Genomic DNA, 18140 nt, shown 5'->3' on the forward strand with positions numbered 1-18140 from the left:
AAAAAGCTTCTGACAAAATCAGAAGCTTAAATAACTTATTTAAAAAAGTATATACTACGCCTCTTATCTTCCAGGTTTTACCTGCAGGATTTAGCACCATAAAAACTAATGAATGTTTTTTGGTTGCTGGGTTTCATAGGGCCAGTCCCTCCACCGCTCTTGATAAGATATCAATTTTAAATTTTCTTTATTATACTATCAATTTAATAGTAAGATGTCAATATAAAAATTATTTCTTTATTTATTTAGATATTCTTTTATTAAATATCTATTACTATTTTTTATTTAGTACACTTAAAGTAGAAATAAAAAAAGATTAGCAATTGCTAATCTTTTCTGGTGCGTCATCAGGGATTCGAACCCGGGACACCCTGATTAAGAGTCAGGTGCTCTACCAACTGAGCTAATAACGCATAATGGAGCGGGTGATGAGAATCGAACTCACGTAACTTGCTTGGAAGGCAAGGGCTCTACCATTGAGCTACACCCGCATGTCTTACTGACAGTAATTATTATAATATACATAATAATTACTGTCAACAATTTTTGTACACTTTAAATCACTTCTGTTAGAGATTTCAATAAAATATCTTTGAATTTCTCTCCTATTCTTCTATCTACTACGGCATTCTTGCAGATTTCTCTCCAATTGTCTATATCAACAGTAACTCTTTTTTCGAAGTCACTTGTTGTTGAGGTCATATAGCTAGATGAAATTACAAACTCACCTAAATCCTCAGCACTTTTGAATATCTTTATATATAAAAATTCTGTATGATCTCCATACCATACTCTATTAAATTCTCTTACAAATTTTAATATTTCAGGTAGAACCTTTTCAGTTGGTAAATCCCAACACTTCTTAAGCATATCTAGTTGTTTTATCATTAGTGAAGCTTCTTCTTCTGATATCTTTCTACTACTTTGAGCATCAGATATTACTTTTTCTACAGGAGTATTTGGTACCCTTAAAATTAATCTATCTTTTCCATAGATCCATTTATAAAAAGCTTCTTGTAAAAAAGAATATTGGATATACCCCAGTAAAGCTTTTTCATTTGGAAAATAACTCCAAACATTGTTAAGTCCATTATTCCTACAATAAATTAATGTGTGAATGTAAAGGCTTTTCTCTGTAGGGGGAGTATCCATAAACATATGTCCTCTTATAGTTTTATTTTCACTTATAAGATTTTCCCAGTAGTCAAAAGAGTCGTAATTCTGTCTCACCTTTATCACCTTTCTTTCTACTATATAATATATTATATAGTATAATGTACCATCTTTTCAAGTTGTTTCATTGTGTATTAAAGGTTATTTTAAATCCCTTGCTTAAATGAACATTCTGAAAACTTGCCTATTAATACCTTTGAATTTTAACCATTTTTACCTTATAATTTAAGTAAGGATAGTAAAAAAAAGGAGGCATAAGCTTTGTACCACTGTGAAATTTGCGGCTCACCAGCGGATGTTCATCATATAGTCCACAAACATGAAGGGGGGTACGACTTCGATTTAAATTATAAATATCTTTGTAACCTTCATCATAGAGGAAAAAATGGCCCCCATAATTGTATTGAAACAGATTTAAAATATAAACTTGAATTTCAAGACAAATTGTACAAGCTTTTACCTAAAGATTTTTATAGCGTCAAAGAGATTTCAGAAATTTTAAAATTACCTAGTTGCTCTCTTAAACGATTAATAAAAAATCTTAAACTATATAAAGAAGGTTATCAAAAAGATGAAATTATAAAACACTTAATGGGTGGAAAACTCTACTCCCACTCTATGTTAGATGAACTTGAACTTGAACATTTATTTAATAATATTAATATTAGCTAAAATTTAACTTATTATTCAATATAGGGTGATTTTTTATCACCCTTTTTTTAAAACCTTTGTATTACATAATATGTTTAGAAAGCAAAAAAAATAACACAGTTGCCTGTGTTATTTTTTTGGAGCGAAAGACGAGACTCGAACTCGCAACATTCACCTTGGCAAGGTGACGCTCTACCATTGAGCCACTTCCGCAAATATAATTGGTGCAGATGAAGGGAGTCGAACCCCCACGCCAATGGCGCTAGATCCTAAGTCTAGTGCGTCTGCCAATTCCGCCACATCTGCTTACCTATTTACTTCATTATATAAAAATATTCATGAAAAATCAATATAAAATTTATAATTTTTAACCTTTTAGTAAATAAATATCTTATTTTTTTCTAGTTGACATTAATATTTTATATTATTATAATTAATAACAAATAATGAAAATACGTTGAAGAGAAGAGTAAACTAAAGCTTCATTTACAGAGAGAGATTACGTTTGGTGTAAGTATTCTTATTTGAAATTAGTTGAAGACCCCCTCTGAGTGACTCTAATAAAGTCCGTTTTATCACGTTACGATAACTACTTTAAGAGGCCTTTTTAGGCAATTAAGGGTGGAACCGCGGGAATATTACGCTCTCGTCCCTTTTCTGTATAAATTTTATATAGAAATTGTGATGAGAGCTTTTTTTATTATTATTTTTAACTTTAAAATATTTTTTGAGAGGAGTAAATTATTATGATTAAAATTACTTTAAAAGATGGATCAGTTAAAGAATTTGAAGCTGGTATATCAGTTCTTGATATAGCTAAATCAATTAGCGAAGGTTTAGCTAGAAATGCTTGTTGTGGAATAGTTAATGGTGAGGTTGTAGATCTTCGTCATATTGTTAATGAAGATGTTGAACTTGCAATTTGTACATTCGACTCTAAAGAAGGTAAAGATGCTGTAAGACACAGTATCTCTCACGTATTAGCTTATGCTGTTAAAAGATTATTCCCTAATGCTAAGTTAGCTATAGGACCTTCAATTGAAAATGGATTCTATTATGATTTTGATTTAGAAAAAGCTTTTACTACTGAAGAATTAGTTAAAATTGAAGATGAAATGAAGAAAATAATAAAAGAAAATCCTTCAATTGAAAGATTCGAACTTCCAAGAGCAGAAGCTTTAAAGCTTATGGAAGAAGCTAATGAACCTTATAAAATTGAGTTAATTAATGATTTAGGGGAAGATGAAATTATTTCATTCTACAAGATTGGTGACTTTACTGATTTATGTGCTGGCCCTCATCTTATATCATTAAAAGCAGTTAAGGCAATTAAGCTTATCAGAAGTGCTGGTGCTTACTGGAGAGGCGATGAAAAGAATAAAATGCTTTCAAGAGTTTATGGAACAGCATTCTTAAAAAAAGCTGATTTAGATGCTCATTTAGAAGCTTTAGAGGAAGCAAAGAAAAGAGATCACAATAAATTAGGTAGAGAACTTGGAATATTTACAACTGACGAAAATGTTGGTCAAGGACTTCCTTTAATAATGCCTAAAGGAGCTAAAATAATTCAAACTCTACAAAGATGGATTGAAGATGAAGAAGATAGAAGAGGTTATGTTTTAACTAAAACTCCTTCAATGTCTAAGAATGATTTATTTAAGGTTTCAGGACATTGGGATCATTATAAAGATGGTATGTTTGTTTTAGGTGATGAAGAAAAAGATGCTGAAATTATGGCTTTAAGACCTATGACTTGTCCATTCCAATTCGCTATTTATAATTCAGATCAACACAGCTATAGAGATTTACCTATAAGATATGCAGAAACTTCTACTCTTTATAGAAATGAATCTTCTGGTGAAATGCATGGATTAATTCGTGTTAGACAATTCACTTTAGCTGATGGTCACATAGTTTGTACACCTGAACAAATAGAACAAGAATTTAAAGGTTGCGTTGAATTAATAGACTACATAATGAAAACTTTAGGAATTGATGGAGATATCTCTTATAGATTCTCTAAATGGGATCCAAATAATACTGAAAAATATATAAATAATCCTCAAGCTTGGGAAGAAACTCAAGTGTTAATGAAGGGTATATTAGATCACCTTAACATTAATTATGTAGAAGCTGATGGTGAAGCTGCATTCTACGGTCCTAAACTTGATATTCAATTTAAGAATGTTCACGGAAAAGAAGATACAATAATAACTATTCAAATCGACTTTGCTCTTGCAGAAAGATTTGATATGACTTATATAGATAAAGATGGCAATAAAAAGCGTCCTTACGTTATTCATAGATCATCAATCGGATGTTATGAAAGAACTTTAGCAATGCTTATAGAAAAATATGCTGGAGCTTTCCCTACTTGGTTATCTCCAACTCAAGCTATCGTTCTTCCTATATCAGACAAATATAATGATTATGCAGAATCAATTGTTAAAGAATTTAAAAATGCTGGTATAAGAACTACTTCAGACTATAGAGCTGAAAAAATAGGATATAAAATTAGAGAAGCTAGACTTGAAAGAATTCCTTATATTTTAGTTGTTGGTGAAAAGGAAGCTGCTAATAATGAAGTTTCTGTAAGAAGTAGAAAGAATGGTGAAGAAGGGGCTATTGCTGTTTCTGAATTAAAAAATAGATTAATATTAGAAATTGCTAATAAAGAAAAATAATATTAAAATAAAAAATAGTCATTTACTTTAAAGGTAAATGACTATTTTTATTTTGTAAATTTAAAATATATAATATGGTTAAATATTATATCTTAGTGATGTGAACAGCCATCATGGTTACATGTATGACTCATTGAAAATTCATGTAGCTTACTATCATTAAGTGCTTTTATATTTTCATCTATAGTTCCTGCTATTGCCTTATAAACTTTAATTCCTAAAGAATTTAATTTAACTATTGCTCCTTGACCAATTCCCCCTACTACTACAGCATCTACAATTTCTCCTGCTAATGCCTTTATAGGTTGACACTTCCCATGCTCATGATTTAAATCCCCATTACCTATAGTTGAAAGTTCGTTTTTTTCTGAATCGTATATTACAAACATTGGAGCTGTACCAAAATGACCATATGGTATGCTTTCTATTCCCTCATTTGATTTTACCGGGAAACAAATTCTCATAATTAATCCTCCTTCAATAACTTTTTGCAACAACTTTTCATTGATTTGCAATTAATTTTGCATTGTGAAATATTAATATCACTAAGTTTTATATTTAATTTATTAGAAATTGAGTTTATATCATCATTTATCAGTAAACTCATAAAATTTATAGCATTTTCTAAAACTTCTTTATTTAAATCATAAACTACATAATATCCTCTTTTATATCCGGTTATTAAGTTTACATCTTTTAAAATTTTTATATGTTGAGATACTGCGGCTTCAGATATATCTAAATGTTTTGCAATGCCTTTAGCACATATATTTCTTTTAGATAATAGTAATAATATTTTTATTCGAGTTTCATCACCCATAGCTTTAAAAACTCTTACTTTTTCTTTCATACGTATCTCCCATTTTTAGTTAAGTAATTGCTTAATTAAATTATATTACTCTTAACTATTTTTATCAACTATTTTTAAACTAAAAAATTAAGCCTGCAAAATGCAGACTTAATTTTTTCTATTTATTATTTTTTTCACTTTTCTTTTTATAATATACAACTCCTCCAACTATAACTATTATAATAATAGCTACTACTGCTACAGTTGTTGCAGTTGAAGTTTCAGCTTTTTCTACTTCTTTATTATTTTCATCAGATTGCGCCATTGTTTCAAAGCCTACTTGTGATGTTGTTTTATCATTTGTTAATGTATTCTTATACATTAAATAGTATGCTGATGCTGACCAACTAAAGTTCTTAGTATGCAAGCCTGCACCTGTTTCTGGATTATAATTTTCTCTAATAGGTCCATCTGCTATTAATCCTTCTGCATTATCAAATAATTTATGAGATAAAGTTAATGCATCATCATAATATCCATAATTTTGAAGCGCTTCTACTCCATATAAAGCTTGATCTAACCAAACTGGTCCTCTCCAGTATTTATTAGGATCAAATTTAGGATTATCTTTAGATGCTGTTGGTAATGGAACAAAAGTATTAAACATTTCTGGATTCATCATAACCTTTTTAACACCTTCTGCTTGTTCCTTATCTGCCATTTTAGCCCATAAAGGTATCCATCCTTCAGTTCCCTTTCCTCTATTTACAAGTAGTTTCTTTTGAGAACCATCTTCATTTATTTGTAAATCATAGAAGAAACCAGTTTCTTTATCATACATATTTTCAGATACATAGTTCTTAAGATCTTCTGCTTCTTTAGAGTATTTCTTAGAATCCTTCTTTTCGCCTAATTCATCAGCCATAGATTTTAAGAAGCCTTTTTCAGCATAAAGATAAGCATTTAAGTCTACAGATTCTTGGTTAATTGAATAACCTACAAGTTTACCATTCTTATCTTTATTTTCAAATACTTTTACACCTATATCTCCTTCTCCATAACCCTCTTTATCAAATCTAGTTGCATTGTCCATTCCACTTTCCCATGCCGCTGCTAGGATTCTTTCTTCTTCATTATTGTTAAGGTCATGAACCATTCCACCATATTCAGCTACCCCATTTTTATCATGGTCTCTATTTTTATACCACCAATCATGATAAGCAACTAACTTAGGATACATTTCTTTTAAGAATTCTTTATCTCCAGTAGCCTTATATACATTCCATACTGACCAAGCAGCTAAAGCTGGTTTTGAGTTTCTTTCATTCCAGTTTCCGCCTTCTCCGCCTCTAGCTTCGTCTTGATTATAGAATATAGCATCAATTATAGCCCCTTCATCTTGTGGTCTAATTGGATCATCTTTTTGTATTTGGTAATCAAATAACGCTTTTATGTTATTCTTTGCTAATTCACCATCAAATTGTGCAGTTGCTACTGCTTGCTTCCAAGAATCCCATGCCCAGAAACCAACAAACCATTTATATGATAAAGATGGAATTACACCATCATGTTTAAGTGCTCCTGCTGCACTTCTCCAATTGGTAATTAACGTAATCATTGATTTAACTGCTGCATTCTTATATTTTTCATCAGCTGTTTTTTCTTCTTTAAAAGTCTTATCTAAATAACCTTGCCAACGAGATTCATTATCTTTAAATTGAGTATCTACATCTGTAACTATTTTTTTAACCTTACCAGTTTCTTTGCTTAATTCATCCGCTGTAAAAGTATAACTCTCTGTTGAGTATGTTTTAAATGTTTCCTTTGCAGGAATCTTAACTTCATCCTTTAAAACTGTCTTATATGTGTTTCCATCTACTGTTGTACTTGTATTTCCATTATATTTTACTTCAAATTTAGTTTGATCACTTGAGAAGAATGACCAAGTAGATCTTACATTTGAAAAGTTTACTTTTACTCCTTCACTAGTTGCTTCTAAAGTTTGGTTTAAATCATATACTTTATTTCCTGCATCATCTTTCTTTAAAGCATAAGGGGATTTATTAAATATATTTCCTGTCCATTCAAGCTTTAAATTAAGTTCTTTATCGGTATTGTTTACTACCTCAGTTCTTATTAATGCAGTTCTATTTGTTGCAAAGATAAGTTCTAAATTTAAAGTGAAATCTTGTAATTCATATTTTTGCACTAATTTACCTGGATAAAAATCAAAAGAAGTTTTAGCTGTTCCTAAATCATACGCTGTATTAGTAGTTGAGTTTATAATATTTATTTTGCTAATAGTATCAGACATATTTATAGGATACTCTTCCCCCACTATTAATGGTCCTGTAAAACCTCCATAAAGATTAGTGTCCCCAGTCTTAGGTAAGTAATAAGCATGCCATGCTCCCATGTCTGAAAAAGGATTATCCAAATTTGTTGAGTAATCATCATTTAATTCAACCTTTGGACTTCCTGTTACATCAAGAACGTTTTTAAAGTCTGTTATTTGTGCTCTTTTATCTTCTGCAAGAACATTAACATAACTAAAGTTAGTGAACAATGCAGTTGCTACTAGAGCAGTTGCTACTATTTTTTTGAGTTTCTTAATAGCCATCTTAACATTTCTCCTTTTCAAAGTTGTATTACTAAAATAAGTCCTATAGTAAATGTTAAAAATTACTACCCCTTTACTTATTCTCAGTACCATTAATAGTATGTTATAAACCTAACTATTATATTCTCAAAATTATAAATACCTACAACATAAAAAAGCTAAATAAGTCTATAAAAACTTATTTAACTTTTATTAATCTTTTTTCAGTTATAATATAATCAACTTTAATATCATGTTCATCTACTAATAAATTATCCTTAACTTGAAAATCATAAGCTAATGCAACTTTATTATTTTCTTTATAAATATCTAAAAGATATCTATCATAATAACCGCCTCCATAACCTATTCTATTTCCATTACTATCAAATACAGAGCCAGGCATTATTATTAAATCTAATTTATTTTTATCTATATTTTTATCAAAAGATATAGGCTCCAATATTCCATATTTATCCTTGGTTAAGTTTTCTAAAGAAGTTATATTAATAGCTTTCATTTCTCTAGACTCCTTAATAGTCTTTGGTACAAATATTTTTTTTCCATTTTTTAATGATTTATTTATTAACTCTTTTGTATCTACTTCACTACCATAACTTATATAAGTAAATATATTAGTACTGTTTTTATATAATTCTGTATTTAATAGTTTACTTAGTATATTATTATCCTTTTCAATCTTTTCTTTAGCATTTAAGTTATCTCTAATCAAAAGTACTTTATCTCTCAACTCTTTTTTACTCATTTTTCTCATTCCCTCTTATATATTTAATGATATTATATACTCTTATTATTGCTATATCTATATAAATTCACTTATATATAGTTGATAAAAATTAAATAATAATTTATTTTTAAATAAATCATTGACTTACTGAACTATTAAGCATATACTTAAACCCAAGACAGTAATTAAATTTAAATATCGCGGGGTGGAGCAGTTGGCAGCTCGTTGGGCTCATAACCCAAAGGTCGTAGGTTCAAGTCCTGCCCCCGCAACCAAATTTCCCATAATGCCGCGGGATGGAGCAGTTGGCAGCTCGTTGGGCTCATAACCCAAAGGTCGTAGGTTCAAGTCCTGCTCCCGCAACCAAAAAAAAACTATACAAATTGTATAGTTTTTTTTGGTTATTATTAATATCCTACTTCGTCTGCAATAACTATTACTGTAAATCTTCCTGGGAATTTTGCTCCATTATTTACTACTGATAAATAATTGCACACTCTTCCCTTTACAAAACAATCTTCACAATTTCCACTTTCAGCACAAGGAGTCTTATGGTTTATTCTTTTTGCATTCATAATAGCTACTCTCTTTATTCTATCCAATGCTTCATCCATATCTTTAACCATTTTATTGGCACCTATTACTACAATAACTTTCTTTGGTCCAAATATCATACCTGCAGCTCTGTTTCCTGAACAATCCATATTTACAAGTTCTCCTGCTTCTGTAACCGCATTTGTACTTGTAATTAAATAATCAGCTACCATTGACTGTCTCATTATTTCTACTATTTCTGAAAATGGTAAATCTTGATACCTATCATAAAAATTATAATTCCCATTTCTTATAGTATTAACCAAATCCATTTCATTTAAAGTTACTGACCCACCTAATGCTATACTTGAACCTTCTTCAACTAATTCTAAAACCTTTTCTTTAGCTTCATTTATGTTATCAACATATACAGCATTATATTTTCTTTCATTTAATATCTCTACAAGTTTTTTAGCATCACATTCAAGCTTCCATTTTTTAACCTTGTCCATAAAAATACCTCTTTTCTTTTACTCAATTATTACTATATATAATCTTAGCACATTTTTATCAATTTAGTAAACCGGTTTTTAAAATTTGATAATTATTCAATTATATTATGGTATAATTTAAATAATTTTGTCTAATGATAATATATATAATTACAATAGGTGAGTTTATGAAAAAATTTTATAAATTTTTAAGTTTAGCATTACTAGTTACTATATTAATTCCATCAAATAATCCCAAAGCTTATATAGATAGCAATTCTATTGAACCTAAATATATTATTTATATTGATGTTAATTCATTTACTCTATCATTGATAAATAATAAAACAAAATTAACAGAAAAAATATATCCTGTTGCAATAGGTAAACCTAATACGCCTTCACCAATAGGTACATGGCAAATAACTAGTAAAGCTCTAATGAAAGATGCATTTGGTGGATATTGGTTAGGATTAAATGTTCCTTGGGATACCTTTGGAATTCATGGAACTAATAGACCCGACTCAATTGGAACTATGGCTTCTGGTGGATGTATTAGAATGTATAATCATAATGTAAAAGAATTGTTTAACTTAGTTGATTACGGTACTTCAGTTGTTATTAGCGGTGGACCTAATTGGAGATTTTCTAATTATAATAGAATTATAAAACCTAATAACAGAGGTACTGATGTGTACCTAGTACAAATGAAACTTAAAGCTCTAGGTTATTTTCCTTATCCTATTACAGGAATTTATGAAAGCACTTTAGAAAAAGCTGTTCTTTCATATAAAGAAGAACATGGTTTCCCAGTAACAAACGAAATAGATTCTAAATTTTTAGATTCTATAGGCTTATGGAAATTTGAATAATAAAAGAGTGCTTTAACGCACTCTTTTATTATTAAGAATTTTCAAATCTTTTCGTTATAAATTTTGCTACTCCATCGTCATTATTGCTACCTATCACTCCTGTTGCCAGCTCTTTTAGTGTTTCTGTAGCATTTTCAGTTGCATAACATTCATCAGAAATTTTAAACATAGGAATATCATTAACATTATCACCAAAAGTTATTAATTTATTTTGATTTACATATCGTGATAAATATTTTATAGCATTTGCTTTAGAAGCTATTGAACTATAAGCATCTAAATAATATCCGTCTCCATAAAGATCTTTATAATAATCTACAGTTATTCCATCAACTTCTTTAATTTTTTCATATATAGGCTTAACTATTTCTAATTTATCAAATATTATAAAGTTAATAATATCTGCTCCATTAATAGTTTTATAATAATCCTCAACTTTAACGAAAGTTTTTAAGGATTTATGGCACCTTTCTTCATAAAAGTTTTTTTCCATTGTACATGTAAAATCTTTATGATATACCCATAAATAATTATCTTTTATTGCATAAACAAAGCAATTTTTCTTATGTTCTTTAAAAATATCTAATACTTCTATAACTGCTGATTCTTTAATTTTTTTAATATCTATATATTTATTTTTATTTATATCATATATTAATACTCCATTCATCATTGCAACTGGTAGTTTAATATTTATTCCTTTTAAAATATCTACTGCAGTTGCTGGTGTTCTTGCTGTAGCTACAGTAAATTGAATCCCTTCATCTATTAATTTATTTAATTGATTTTTAGAAAAATCACTCACTTCTTTATCACTATTTAAAAGTGTACCATCTAAATCTGAAACATATAATTCCATACCTCTTCCTCTTCTCCTATAGTTTTAGTTTATTATATATTTAAATGCTTTTTATTGCTACTATTATTTAATTAAAGATATATTTATCATTAATTGTACTATTTTTTCGAAGTATATCCTTATATAATATAAATAAATTAACAAAATAAAATCTTTATAAAGGAGGATTTCAAATGACTTCTGCTAAATATTATATAGAAAAATTAGGATTAACTCCTCATGTTGAAGGAGGATATTTTAAAGAATCATTTTTATCTAACCAAACTATAAATAAAACTGAAAAGGAAACAAGAAACCTATGGAGTAGCATATATTTTCTTTTAGAAACTGGTGAAGTATCCAATTTCCACAGATTAACTTCAGATGAAATGTGGTACTATCATGCTGGTTCTGCACTAACTATATATATGATTTCACCTGAAGGAGAATTAATAACTAAAGAGCTTGGATTAAATATAGATAAAGGAGAAACTCCTCAAGTTTTAGTTCCTAAAAATTATATTTTTGGTTCTGCTATGAATAGTGAAGGTTTTTCATTAGTTGGCTGTATGGTGTCTCCTGGATTTGAATTTAGCGATTTTGAATTATTTAAGAGACAAGATTTAATTGAAAAATATCCAGAACATAAAGATATAATACTTAAGCTTACCAGATATTAATATTAAACTAAAAAAACTGCTAACAAAAAGTTAGCAGTTCATATTATCATATTTGTATATTCTTTAAAAATTCACTAATTTGTGGTATTTTTTCTTCAACTTTAGCTAAATCATCTTTTGCTTCTGCATATATTGCTTGATAAAATTCTCCAGAATTACTGTTATATAATTGGTGATGACAACAAGGATGATAAGGTTGTACATTATTTGTTTTCCATACTTCACAGCCTTGATAAGGATTAGCTGTTCCAATATATAAATCGTTACATTTATCTACATATAAGATTCTTCCACCATAATTATACCTATTGCAAAGTCCCTTTCTTATTGCTAAATCAAAATTAATTCCATCAGAAGACACATACAAATTAAATCCAAATGGATAATTCTTTTCATTTAGAAGTCTTACTACTAATTTGAATATCTTTATCAATGCTCTAACAGTATCTTCACCTATACGTGCTTCTAATAATGTCCTATTAGCTAAAATTAATTCTAATATAAGCTCAACATTAGTGGCACTATCAAAAGTACTTACTAATAAATTTCCCTTGTACTCTTTTATTTGCCAAGCATATACATTAAATGGGTTATTAAATCCTGATCCTAAACCTGATAGACTTTTTCCTCTATGGCCAATAGGATTTGTTTCAATCAATGCTGGTCCACCTACAACTAATCTCCAATTATCTCTTTTATCTATTCTTATAATGTCACATCCTAAAGGTATAACCCATGATAATGGTAATAGTTTTGATGCACTTACATATAAATATTCATCAAATACACCTATACTTAATGTGAAAGTATTAGCTCCATCTCCAAATCCTTTATCTACTATACAAACCCATTCATCTGCTTTTGGATCTCTGTTTTTTGATCTCCAAACCTGAACTCCATCTTCACTTGACGTAGCAACATAAATTCTATCATTAAAAACTTCCATATTAGTTATTGCACCTTTTGGATTATTAGCACCACTACCTATAACTGATTTCCAAGAATAAAATTCTGGCTCTCTACTAGCATATAATAATGGAGTTTCACCTGAATTAAATTCATCTATTGTTGCCACATAAACCTTTCCTCTATGAATAACCATAGCTCTTGATGAAGTTCCTAATAAATTTGTAGTATTTACATATTCCCAATCTACACCATTAGTAGTTTTTAATATTTTTATTTCACTTCCAAAAGCTGCTGCATATAAACAAGGGTTTCCACCAAAAGGTCTATTAGCTATCATAAATCTAAAGCCTTCAATTCCTGAATTAGCCTCAGCTTTAAATACTCTTTTCCATGGTAAAGAACCATCTTTTTTATATCTCCATATCTCTCCTAAATTATCTTCTGCAATTGGTTTTATTGATATAGGAAAGTTAATTGCTGTAGGATCTACTCCAACTCTTGTAGCCATTGCTTTAATTATGGATACTAACACATTTCTTCCAGTTCCTACATAAATATATTCACCTAGTTCCCCCATAGACCAAGCATAATTATTTTGTCTTGCATTAAGAAGATCTTTAAAGTCAAACCCATTTGTAGGTGTTAATTTTTTATAATCTCCCATAAAATCTACTCCTTTTTCTTTCGTTAAATTAAAATATATCTATATTACTTAATATATGTTTAGTAAGTAATATAGGTTAATAAAAAAACTAGATAATGTTTAATTATCTAGTTTTTTTACTTATATTTCTTTATTATTATTATACTTTTTTACTGCTTTTTCCTTATTAATAAGTTTTTTATTAAATTACTCTTCTCTTGTTCTTGCTTAATATTAATTATACCTTTCATCATAATAGCCAACCCCCAATGTTTTTATAATTATACTATTTTACTTTAGATTATTCTAAGCCTAATTTCATCTAAAATTTGGCTATTTTACTTAATATTACTCAACAAGATAAATAAAATTACTATTTTATATTTAATCTTAAAATCTCATTATTTATCTTATACATCTATGTTAAACTTAGTGTATAAAATAAGGAGGAAATTATATGGAATCTTATTTAGAAAAACTAACTCAAATTCTACGTGAAAGCAACAATATAGTGTTTTTTGGAGGAGCAGGTGTTTCGACAGCTTCTGGTATACCAGACTTTAGAAGCTCTAATGGATTGTTTAATGAGAAACTAAATTTAACCTTCACTCCCGAACAATTAGTTTCTCATTCCTTTTATATACGATATCCAAAAGAATTTTTTAATTTCTATAAGGCTAAACTTATCTATCCTAATGCTAAACCTAATGGAGCTCATATTGCCTTAGCTAAATTAGAAGAAATGGGAAAACTAAAAGCTGTTATAACTCAAAATATAGATGGATTGCATCAAGCTGCTGGTAGTAAAAAAGTTTTTGAATTACATGGATCTGTCCATAGAAATTATTGCGTTAAATGTAACTCATCTTATGATGTAGACTTTATTTTAGAATCAAAAGATGTACCTACTTGTACCAAATGTGGTGGAACCATTAAACCTGATGTGGTTCTTTATGAAGAGGGCTTAGATGATGATACTATTAGAATGTCAATTGATGCTATATCTAAAGCTGATACATTAATTATCGGTGGTACTTCTCTTGTTGTATATCCTGCTGCTGGACTTATTGATTACTTTAGAGGCAAGAATCTTGTTCTTATAAATAAAAGTACAACATCTGCTGATAATAAAGCTAACTTAGTAATTAATGATTCTATAGATAAAGTGCTATCTTCTGCTTTAAAACATCTTAATATATAAAGTAATATAATAAAAGAGTAGGATTTTTCTCCTACTCTTTATATCATATATTTTAAAATTATCTACTATTAGTCTTTTAAAATTGATACTAATCTTAATAAATCTAATAATAAATTCAAGAAACTTATAAATATTGAATATGCAAGGCTTACCACTTCTATTTCGGATAAAACTCCATATCTACATCTAACTTGAACAGATTTCATTATTATTATTGAGTATATTGAATATATACCTATTCCAATAGCTGAAAGTATAATATCAAATGTTCCAAATGAAAAGAAGAATATATTTATAAATTCTAATATTAATAGAACTGTTATTCCTCCAAAAACTATAGGCCCTAATTTAAATAAATTTTCTTCTGTAGACCCTGCTGCTATTATATATGCCATACCAAAAATAAGTATTACACCTAAAACAACAGACATAAATGTAGCTGACCCTAAGGTATTGAAATAATATATATATGTTGATCCGGTTAATATACCTAGAATAAAGGCATACACATACATACTCTTTTTACTTCTAATAAATCCACCCTTCTTTGAAAATAGAGAAAATAATACCACTATAAAAAATGCTATGTTCATAAAATTTCTTATAGATGCTGGTATAAATCTAACTCCTATAAATGATCCTATGCCTAGAAATATCAATGCCATGAAAAATGTACTTAATACAGCTAGGTAATTTTTCTTTGTTATACTTTGATAACTCATAATACGCCTCCTAATAATTTAAATCCTTTATTTATTAGTATACTGTCCATTTTTTCAAATTTATTTAACAATTAGGAAACTTTCTATTAAGTTTTTATATTAAACAATATCATATATATCTGAAAACTCTATAGATATTCTCTCTGCAATTGGCTTAGATACGTTAGAAATCATATCTTTTTCTTCATACTTAGGTGTATCAATAGTTACATTAGGTAGCTTTATTACAAATTCGCTTCCTTTTTCATTATTATCTTCTAAATATACTTTTCCATCATGAAGCTCTACTAAAGATTTAACAAGCGCTAACCCTATTCCACTTCCTTCTGTTCCTCTATTTAAAGATTTATCATTTTGTACAAATCTTTCAAAAATAAATCCCCTTATTTCATACGGAATACCAACTCCATCATCTTTAATGCTTATTTTTACCCATTCTTCATCTGCTGAAATATATACCAATATATTCCCATTATTTTCAGTAAATTTAACAGCATTAGATATTACATTTAATACTACTCTTTCTATCTTATCTGGATCACATTTTATATCTAATTCTTCAAATTCAGTATCAAACATTATATTTATCTTTTTAGATTCTACATAAGGAACTACTGATAGTGTAATGTCTTCTACCAAGTTTACTATATTATAATTATTAAAATTCATTTTCATAAACCCTGAATCTATTTTAGTCATATCTATTAAATTATTTACAAGTCGTAACATTCTAAAACAATTTTGTCTCATTGTAGTTTCATATTTCTCATAATAATTACCTAAAGCTTTATTCCCATTAGATTTTTGTTTATTTAAAAGTTGTAAACAAGAATATATAATATTGATTGGTGTTCTAACTTCATGAGATAGATTTGCAAAAAACTCATTTCGTATTCTTTCGTATTCTTTCGTATTCTTTCATCTCTTTATATTTTATCTTTAAGCTCTCAAGTTCATTTCTATAAGTTAAATCTCTTGCTACAATAATATATCCTGCTGATTCAACGTTATTACTTTCAACTTGACTTATTATAGATTCTACATATATTTCTTTATTATTTTTACATATTAACTTATGTTCTTTATAAGGACTCTCCTTTAAATTTTTTGATATTATATCAATTGAATTTTTCTTTTCTAGTATTAATGAATATTTACTATTTAAAAGCTCTTCTTTTTTATAACCTAATAATTCAATAACAGCATTATTTACATAAGTAATATTTTCATCCATATCTATCATTAATATTAGATCTTTTATATTTTCAGTTATACTTTTAAGCTTACTTTCATTAATTTTCAATTGTTCATTCATTTTATAATCTTTAGTTATATCCCTATAAGTTGCAACAAAAACCTCATCAGCTGTGTTAACTTTAATTTTTTGTACATCTAGTTTCAAAGCATTATTATTTTCACATAGTACAACGCCTTTATAAAAACTATCTTTAGTAACTCTATCATATATTACATTAGATTGTTCTTCTGAAATTTTATTTAAGCTTAAATTTTCTAAACAGCTTAATTTTTTTACATTTTTCGTTGAAAATTTACTACTAGAATATCGTACACGAGCATTAGCATATACTGGTTTCTTTTCTCCATTAAATATAACAACATTATTATGTTGATTGTATTCAGTAAGGTCATAAAAAACTTTAAGTTCTTGTTTTAATAATTCATTTTCTCTTACTTTTCTTATAATTTCTATAAACACTCCTACTAAAAGGATGAAAAACCCTAAGAAAGTTAGTAGTTTACATACTGAACTTATATAACAGTTATGACCATTCCAATGGCCTAAACTATAAATTCTCTTTATTGTAAAAATACTTATACTTGATATTATTATGGTATATATAAATTCTACCTCTTCAATACTTCTTAGTGCTAAAATAGATAAAATAAAAAAATGATATATTATCATAATTACAGACATAAATATAACAAAATTAGAATTTTCCCTTATTGAATTTAAATTAATATAATTTACTTCTGCACTTAACAAACCTATAGTAACTATAGATGTAAGAATAATTGATATCATTTTATTTCTACATAATTTTTCTGTTATCTTGTTACTTTTTAGTATAGTAAATAATATCAAAATACTTCTAAATAAATATGTTGATATTAATACTGGAACTATTCCTAAAAGACTCTCTTTACTTTCACTTAAAAATAAACTTACATAAATATACTCTACTCCAAAACTAATATATATTAACGTAATTATAAAAAATATAGGTTTCTTATGCATATATTAATATAACCAACAACTTAATATAGATATTATGGCTAATGTATCGTTTATAGCCTCTATATTATTTAGAAATGCTATTTTAGGGCCTTCGATACCTTTCGTAAAGAAAAATTTAATGATTAAAGCGATGGTAACTAAGGCTATACTTGCTATTATAGTTATAATTATATGTTTTAGTTCTTTATTTTCTTTTTTTTCCGCTAAACTAAACGTCATTATATCCCTCCACTTCTCCTATGAAATTGTCATTACTCTATTGTCAAAATATCCTCTATTTTACTAACATATAATAAATTACATATTTAATTATACCATTTTTATCAGTTAAAGTAGATTATTGCT

General features: G+C 28.0%; 17 protein-coding genes, 6 tRNA genes, 1 riboswitch and 1 other annotated feature. Of the genes, 7 read left to right on the forward strand and 16 right to left on the reverse strand.

Features of this window, described 5'->3' with window-relative positions:
• Positions 1-60: 60 nt before the first annotated feature.
• A riboswitch (SAM riboswitch) is annotated at positions 61-169 on the reverse strand.
• 168 nt (positions 170-337) lie between these two features.
• The 3 genes from BTM21_RS10715 to BTM21_RS10725 form a co-directional block, all read right to left on the reverse strand.
• Positions 338-413, reverse strand: a tRNA-Lys gene (locus tag BTM21_RS10715).
• Positions 414-417: 4 nt separating this feature from the next.
• A tRNA-Gly gene (locus BTM21_RS10720) sits at positions 418-491 on the reverse strand.
• Positions 492-555: 64 nt separating this feature from the next.
• The gene (locus tag BTM21_RS10725; RefSeq protein ID WP_079481065.1) at positions 556-1230 is read right to left on the reverse strand and encodes a hypothetical protein; all 675 of its coding nucleotides are present in this window, start codon (positions 1228-1230) and stop codon (positions 556-558) included.
• Positions 1231-1434: 204 nt separating this feature from the next.
• On the opposite strand from BTM21_RS10725, the gene BTM21_RS10730 reads away from it, so the two are divergent.
• Positions 1435-1845 carry an HNH endonuclease gene (locus BTM21_RS10730; protein WP_079481064.1) on the forward strand — a complete coding sequence of 137 codons (411 nt, stop codon included), beginning with the start codon at positions 1435-1437 and terminating at the stop codon, positions 1843-1845.
• Between the two features lie 117 nt (positions 1846-1962).
• On the opposite strand, the gene BTM21_RS10735 is transcribed toward BTM21_RS10730, so the two are convergent.
• Positions 1963-2037: transfer RNA gene (locus BTM21_RS10735), tRNA-Gly, on the reverse strand.
• Between the two features lie 9 nt (positions 2038-2046).
• Positions 2047-2130, reverse strand: a tRNA-Leu gene (locus tag BTM21_RS10740).
• Between the two features lie 142 nt (positions 2131-2272).
• Positions 2273-2481 (forward strand) — a binding site (T-box leader).
• A gap of 89 nt (positions 2482-2570) precedes the next feature.
• Between BTM21_RS10740 and thrS the strand changes: the two genes are divergently transcribed.
• On the forward strand, positions 2571-4508 hold the full coding sequence (gene thrS, locus BTM21_RS10745) for a threonine--tRNA ligase (protein WP_021874690.1): 1938 nt from the start codon (positions 2571-2573) through the stop codon (positions 4506-4508).
• A gap of 92 nt (positions 4509-4600) precedes the next feature.
• Here the strand turns inward: thrS and BTM21_RS10750 are convergent, their stop codons facing one another.
• From BTM21_RS10750 to BTM21_RS10765, 4 genes are all read right to left on the reverse strand, one after another.
• Positions 4601-4972, reverse strand: coding sequence for a NifB/NifX family molybdenum-iron cluster-binding protein (locus BTM21_RS10750; protein WP_021874689.1), 372 nt, complete (start codon positions 4970-4972; stop codon positions 4601-4603).
• A 2-nt stretch (positions 4973-4974) separates the two neighbouring features.
• A complete protein-coding gene (locus BTM21_RS10755) occupies positions 4975-5358 on the reverse strand; it encodes an ArsR/SmtB family transcription factor (RefSeq protein ID WP_021874688.1) in 384 nt (127 codons plus the stop codon).
• 118 nt (positions 5359-5476) lie between these two features.
• Positions 5477-7918: an MGH1-like glycoside hydrolase domain-containing protein gene (locus tag BTM21_RS10760; RefSeq protein WP_021874687.1), complete on the reverse strand. Its 2442-nt coding sequence runs from the start codon at positions 7916-7918 to the stop codon at positions 5477-5479.
• A gap of 178 nt (positions 7919-8096) precedes the next feature.
• Entirely contained in the window at positions 8097-8663 is a 567-nt protein-coding gene (locus tag BTM21_RS10765) for a 5-formyltetrahydrofolate cyclo-ligase (RefSeq protein ID WP_242944826.1), read from the reverse strand.
• Between the two features lie 181 nt (positions 8664-8844).
• On the opposite strand from BTM21_RS10765, the gene BTM21_RS10770 reads away from it, so the two are divergent.
• A tRNA-Met gene (locus BTM21_RS10770) sits at positions 8845-8920 on the forward strand.
• Positions 8921-8935: 15 nt separating this feature from the next.
• Positions 8936-9011 (forward strand) — tRNA-Met (locus tag BTM21_RS10775).
• Between the two features lie 41 nt (positions 9012-9052).
• Here BTM21_RS10775 and BTM21_RS10780 read toward each other — a convergent pair.
• Positions 9053-9691 carry a lactate utilization protein gene (locus BTM21_RS10780; protein WP_021874685.1) on the reverse strand — a complete coding sequence of 213 codons (639 nt, stop codon included), beginning with the start codon at positions 9689-9691 and terminating at the stop codon, positions 9053-9055.
• A 167-nt stretch (positions 9692-9858) separates the two neighbouring features.
• Between BTM21_RS10780 and BTM21_RS10785 the strand changes: the two genes are divergently transcribed.
• The gene (locus tag BTM21_RS10785; RefSeq protein WP_161493114.1) at positions 9859-10542 is read left to right on the forward strand and encodes a L,D-transpeptidase family protein; all 684 of its coding nucleotides are present in this window, start codon (positions 9859-9861) and stop codon (positions 10540-10542) included.
• Positions 10543-10573: 31 nt separating this feature from the next.
• On the opposite strand, the gene BTM21_RS10790 is transcribed toward BTM21_RS10785, so the two are convergent.
• Complete coding sequence (locus BTM21_RS10790; protein WP_021874683.1) at positions 10574-11401, reverse strand: Cof-type HAD-IIB family hydrolase; 828 nt, start codon at positions 11399-11401, stop codon at positions 10574-10576.
• A 173-nt stretch (positions 11402-11574) separates the two neighbouring features.
• Between BTM21_RS10790 and BTM21_RS10795 the strand changes: the two genes are divergently transcribed.
• A complete protein-coding gene (locus BTM21_RS10795; RefSeq protein ID WP_021874682.1) occupies positions 11575-12060 on the forward strand; it encodes a cupin domain-containing protein in 486 nt (161 codons plus the stop codon).
• Between the two features lie 46 nt (positions 12061-12106).
• On the opposite strand, the gene BTM21_RS10800 is transcribed toward BTM21_RS10795, so the two are convergent.
• Entirely contained in the window at positions 12107-13633 is a 1527-nt protein-coding gene (locus BTM21_RS10800; protein ID WP_021874681.1) for a hypothetical protein, read from the reverse strand.
• 436 nt (positions 13634-14069) lie between these two features.
• On the opposite strand from BTM21_RS10800, the gene BTM21_RS10805 reads away from it, so the two are divergent.
• On the forward strand, positions 14070-14813 hold the full coding sequence (locus BTM21_RS10805; RefSeq protein ID WP_079481063.1) for an NAD-dependent protein deacylase: 744 nt from the start codon (positions 14070-14072) through the stop codon (positions 14811-14813).
• A gap of 68 nt (positions 14814-14881) precedes the next feature.
• Here the strand turns inward: BTM21_RS10805 and BTM21_RS10810 are convergent, their stop codons facing one another.
• From BTM21_RS10810 to BTM21_RS10825, 4 genes are all read right to left on the reverse strand, one after another.
• Positions 14882-15535 carry a Bax inhibitor-1 family protein gene (locus tag BTM21_RS10810; protein WP_021874678.1) on the reverse strand — a complete coding sequence of 218 codons (654 nt, stop codon included), beginning with the start codon at positions 15533-15535 and terminating at the stop codon, positions 14882-14884.
• A 99-nt stretch (positions 15536-15634) separates the two neighbouring features.
• Entirely contained in the window at positions 15635-16429 is a 795-nt protein-coding gene (locus BTM21_RS10815) for a sensor histidine kinase (protein ID WP_311195404.1), read from the reverse strand.
• The gene (locus tag BTM21_RS10820; RefSeq protein ID WP_021874676.1) at positions 16419-17795 is read right to left on the reverse strand and encodes a PAS domain S-box protein; all 1377 of its coding nucleotides are present in this window, start codon (positions 17793-17795) and stop codon (positions 16419-16421) included. The genes BTM21_RS10815 and BTM21_RS10820 overlap by 11 nt, the downstream gene beginning before the upstream one ends.
• Before the next feature lie 3 nt (positions 17796-17798).
• Positions 17799-18014 (reverse strand): hypothetical protein, encoded by a 216-nt coding sequence (locus BTM21_RS10825; RefSeq protein ID WP_021874675.1) that lies wholly within the window; start codon positions 18012-18014, stop codon positions 17799-17801.
• Between the last annotated feature and the right edge of the window lie 126 nt (positions 18015-18140).

Source organism: Clostridium chauvoei, from assembly GCF_002327185.1.
In the GTDB taxonomy this organism is placed as follows: domain Bacteria; phylum Bacillota; class Clostridia; order Clostridiales; family Clostridiaceae; genus Clostridium; species Clostridium chauvoei.

What these genes read in the sequence shown, in the direction of transcription:
- BTM21_RS10800 (WP_021874681.1), bottom strand. Translation starts at nt 13,633, where the DNA reads ATGGGAGATTATAAAAAATTAACACCTACAAATGGGTTTGACTTTAAA.
- BTM21_RS10760 (WP_021874687.1), bottom strand. Translation starts at nt 7,918, where the DNA reads ATGGCTATTAAGAAACTCAAAAAAATAGTAGCAACTGCTCTAGTAGCA.
- BTM21_RS10780 (WP_021874685.1), bottom strand. Translation starts at nt 9,691, where the DNA reads ATGGACAAGGTTAAAAAATGGAAGCTTGAATGTGATGCTAAAAAACTT.
- BTM21_RS10810 (WP_021874678.1), bottom strand. Translation starts at nt 15,535, where the DNA reads ATGAGTTATCAAAGTATAACAAAGAAAAATTACCTAGCTGTATTAAGT.
- BTM21_RS10765 (WP_242944826.1), bottom strand. Translation starts at nt 8,663, where the DNA reads ATGAGTAAAAAAGAGTTGAGAGATAAAGTACTTTTGATTAGAGATAAC.
- BTM21_RS10820 (WP_021874676.1), bottom strand. Translation starts at nt 17,795, where the DNA reads ATGCATAAGAAACCTATATTTTTTATAATTACGTTAATATATATTAGT.
- BTM21_RS10790 (WP_021874683.1), bottom strand. Translation starts at nt 11,401, where the DNA reads ATGGAATTATATGTTTCAGATTTAGATGGTACACTTTTAAATAGTGAT.
- BTM21_RS10750 (WP_021874689.1), bottom strand. Translation starts at nt 4,972, where the DNA reads ATGAGAATTTGTTTCCCGGTAAAATCAAATGAGGGAATAGAAAGCATA.
- BTM21_RS10795 (WP_021874682.1), top strand. Translation starts at nt 11,575, where the DNA reads ATGACTTCTGCTAAATATTATATAGAAAAATTAGGATTAACTCCTCAT.
- BTM21_RS10805 (WP_079481063.1), top strand. Translation starts at nt 14,070, where the DNA reads ATGGAATCTTATTTAGAAAAACTAACTCAAATTCTACGTGAAAGCAAC.
- BTM21_RS10755 (WP_021874688.1), bottom strand. Translation starts at nt 5,358, where the DNA reads ATGAAAGAAAAAGTAAGAGTTTTTAAAGCTATGGGTGATGAAACTCGA.
- thrS (WP_021874690.1), top strand. Translation starts at nt 2,571, where the DNA reads ATGATTAAAATTACTTTAAAAGATGGATCAGTTAAAGAATTTGAAGCT.
- BTM21_RS10785 (WP_161493114.1), top strand. Translation starts at nt 9,859, where the DNA reads ATGAAAAAATTTTATAAATTTTTAAGTTTAGCATTACTAGTTACTATA.
- BTM21_RS10825 (WP_021874675.1), bottom strand. Translation starts at nt 18,014, where the DNA reads ATGACGTTTAGTTTAGCGGAAAAAAAAGAAAATAAAGAACTAAAACAT.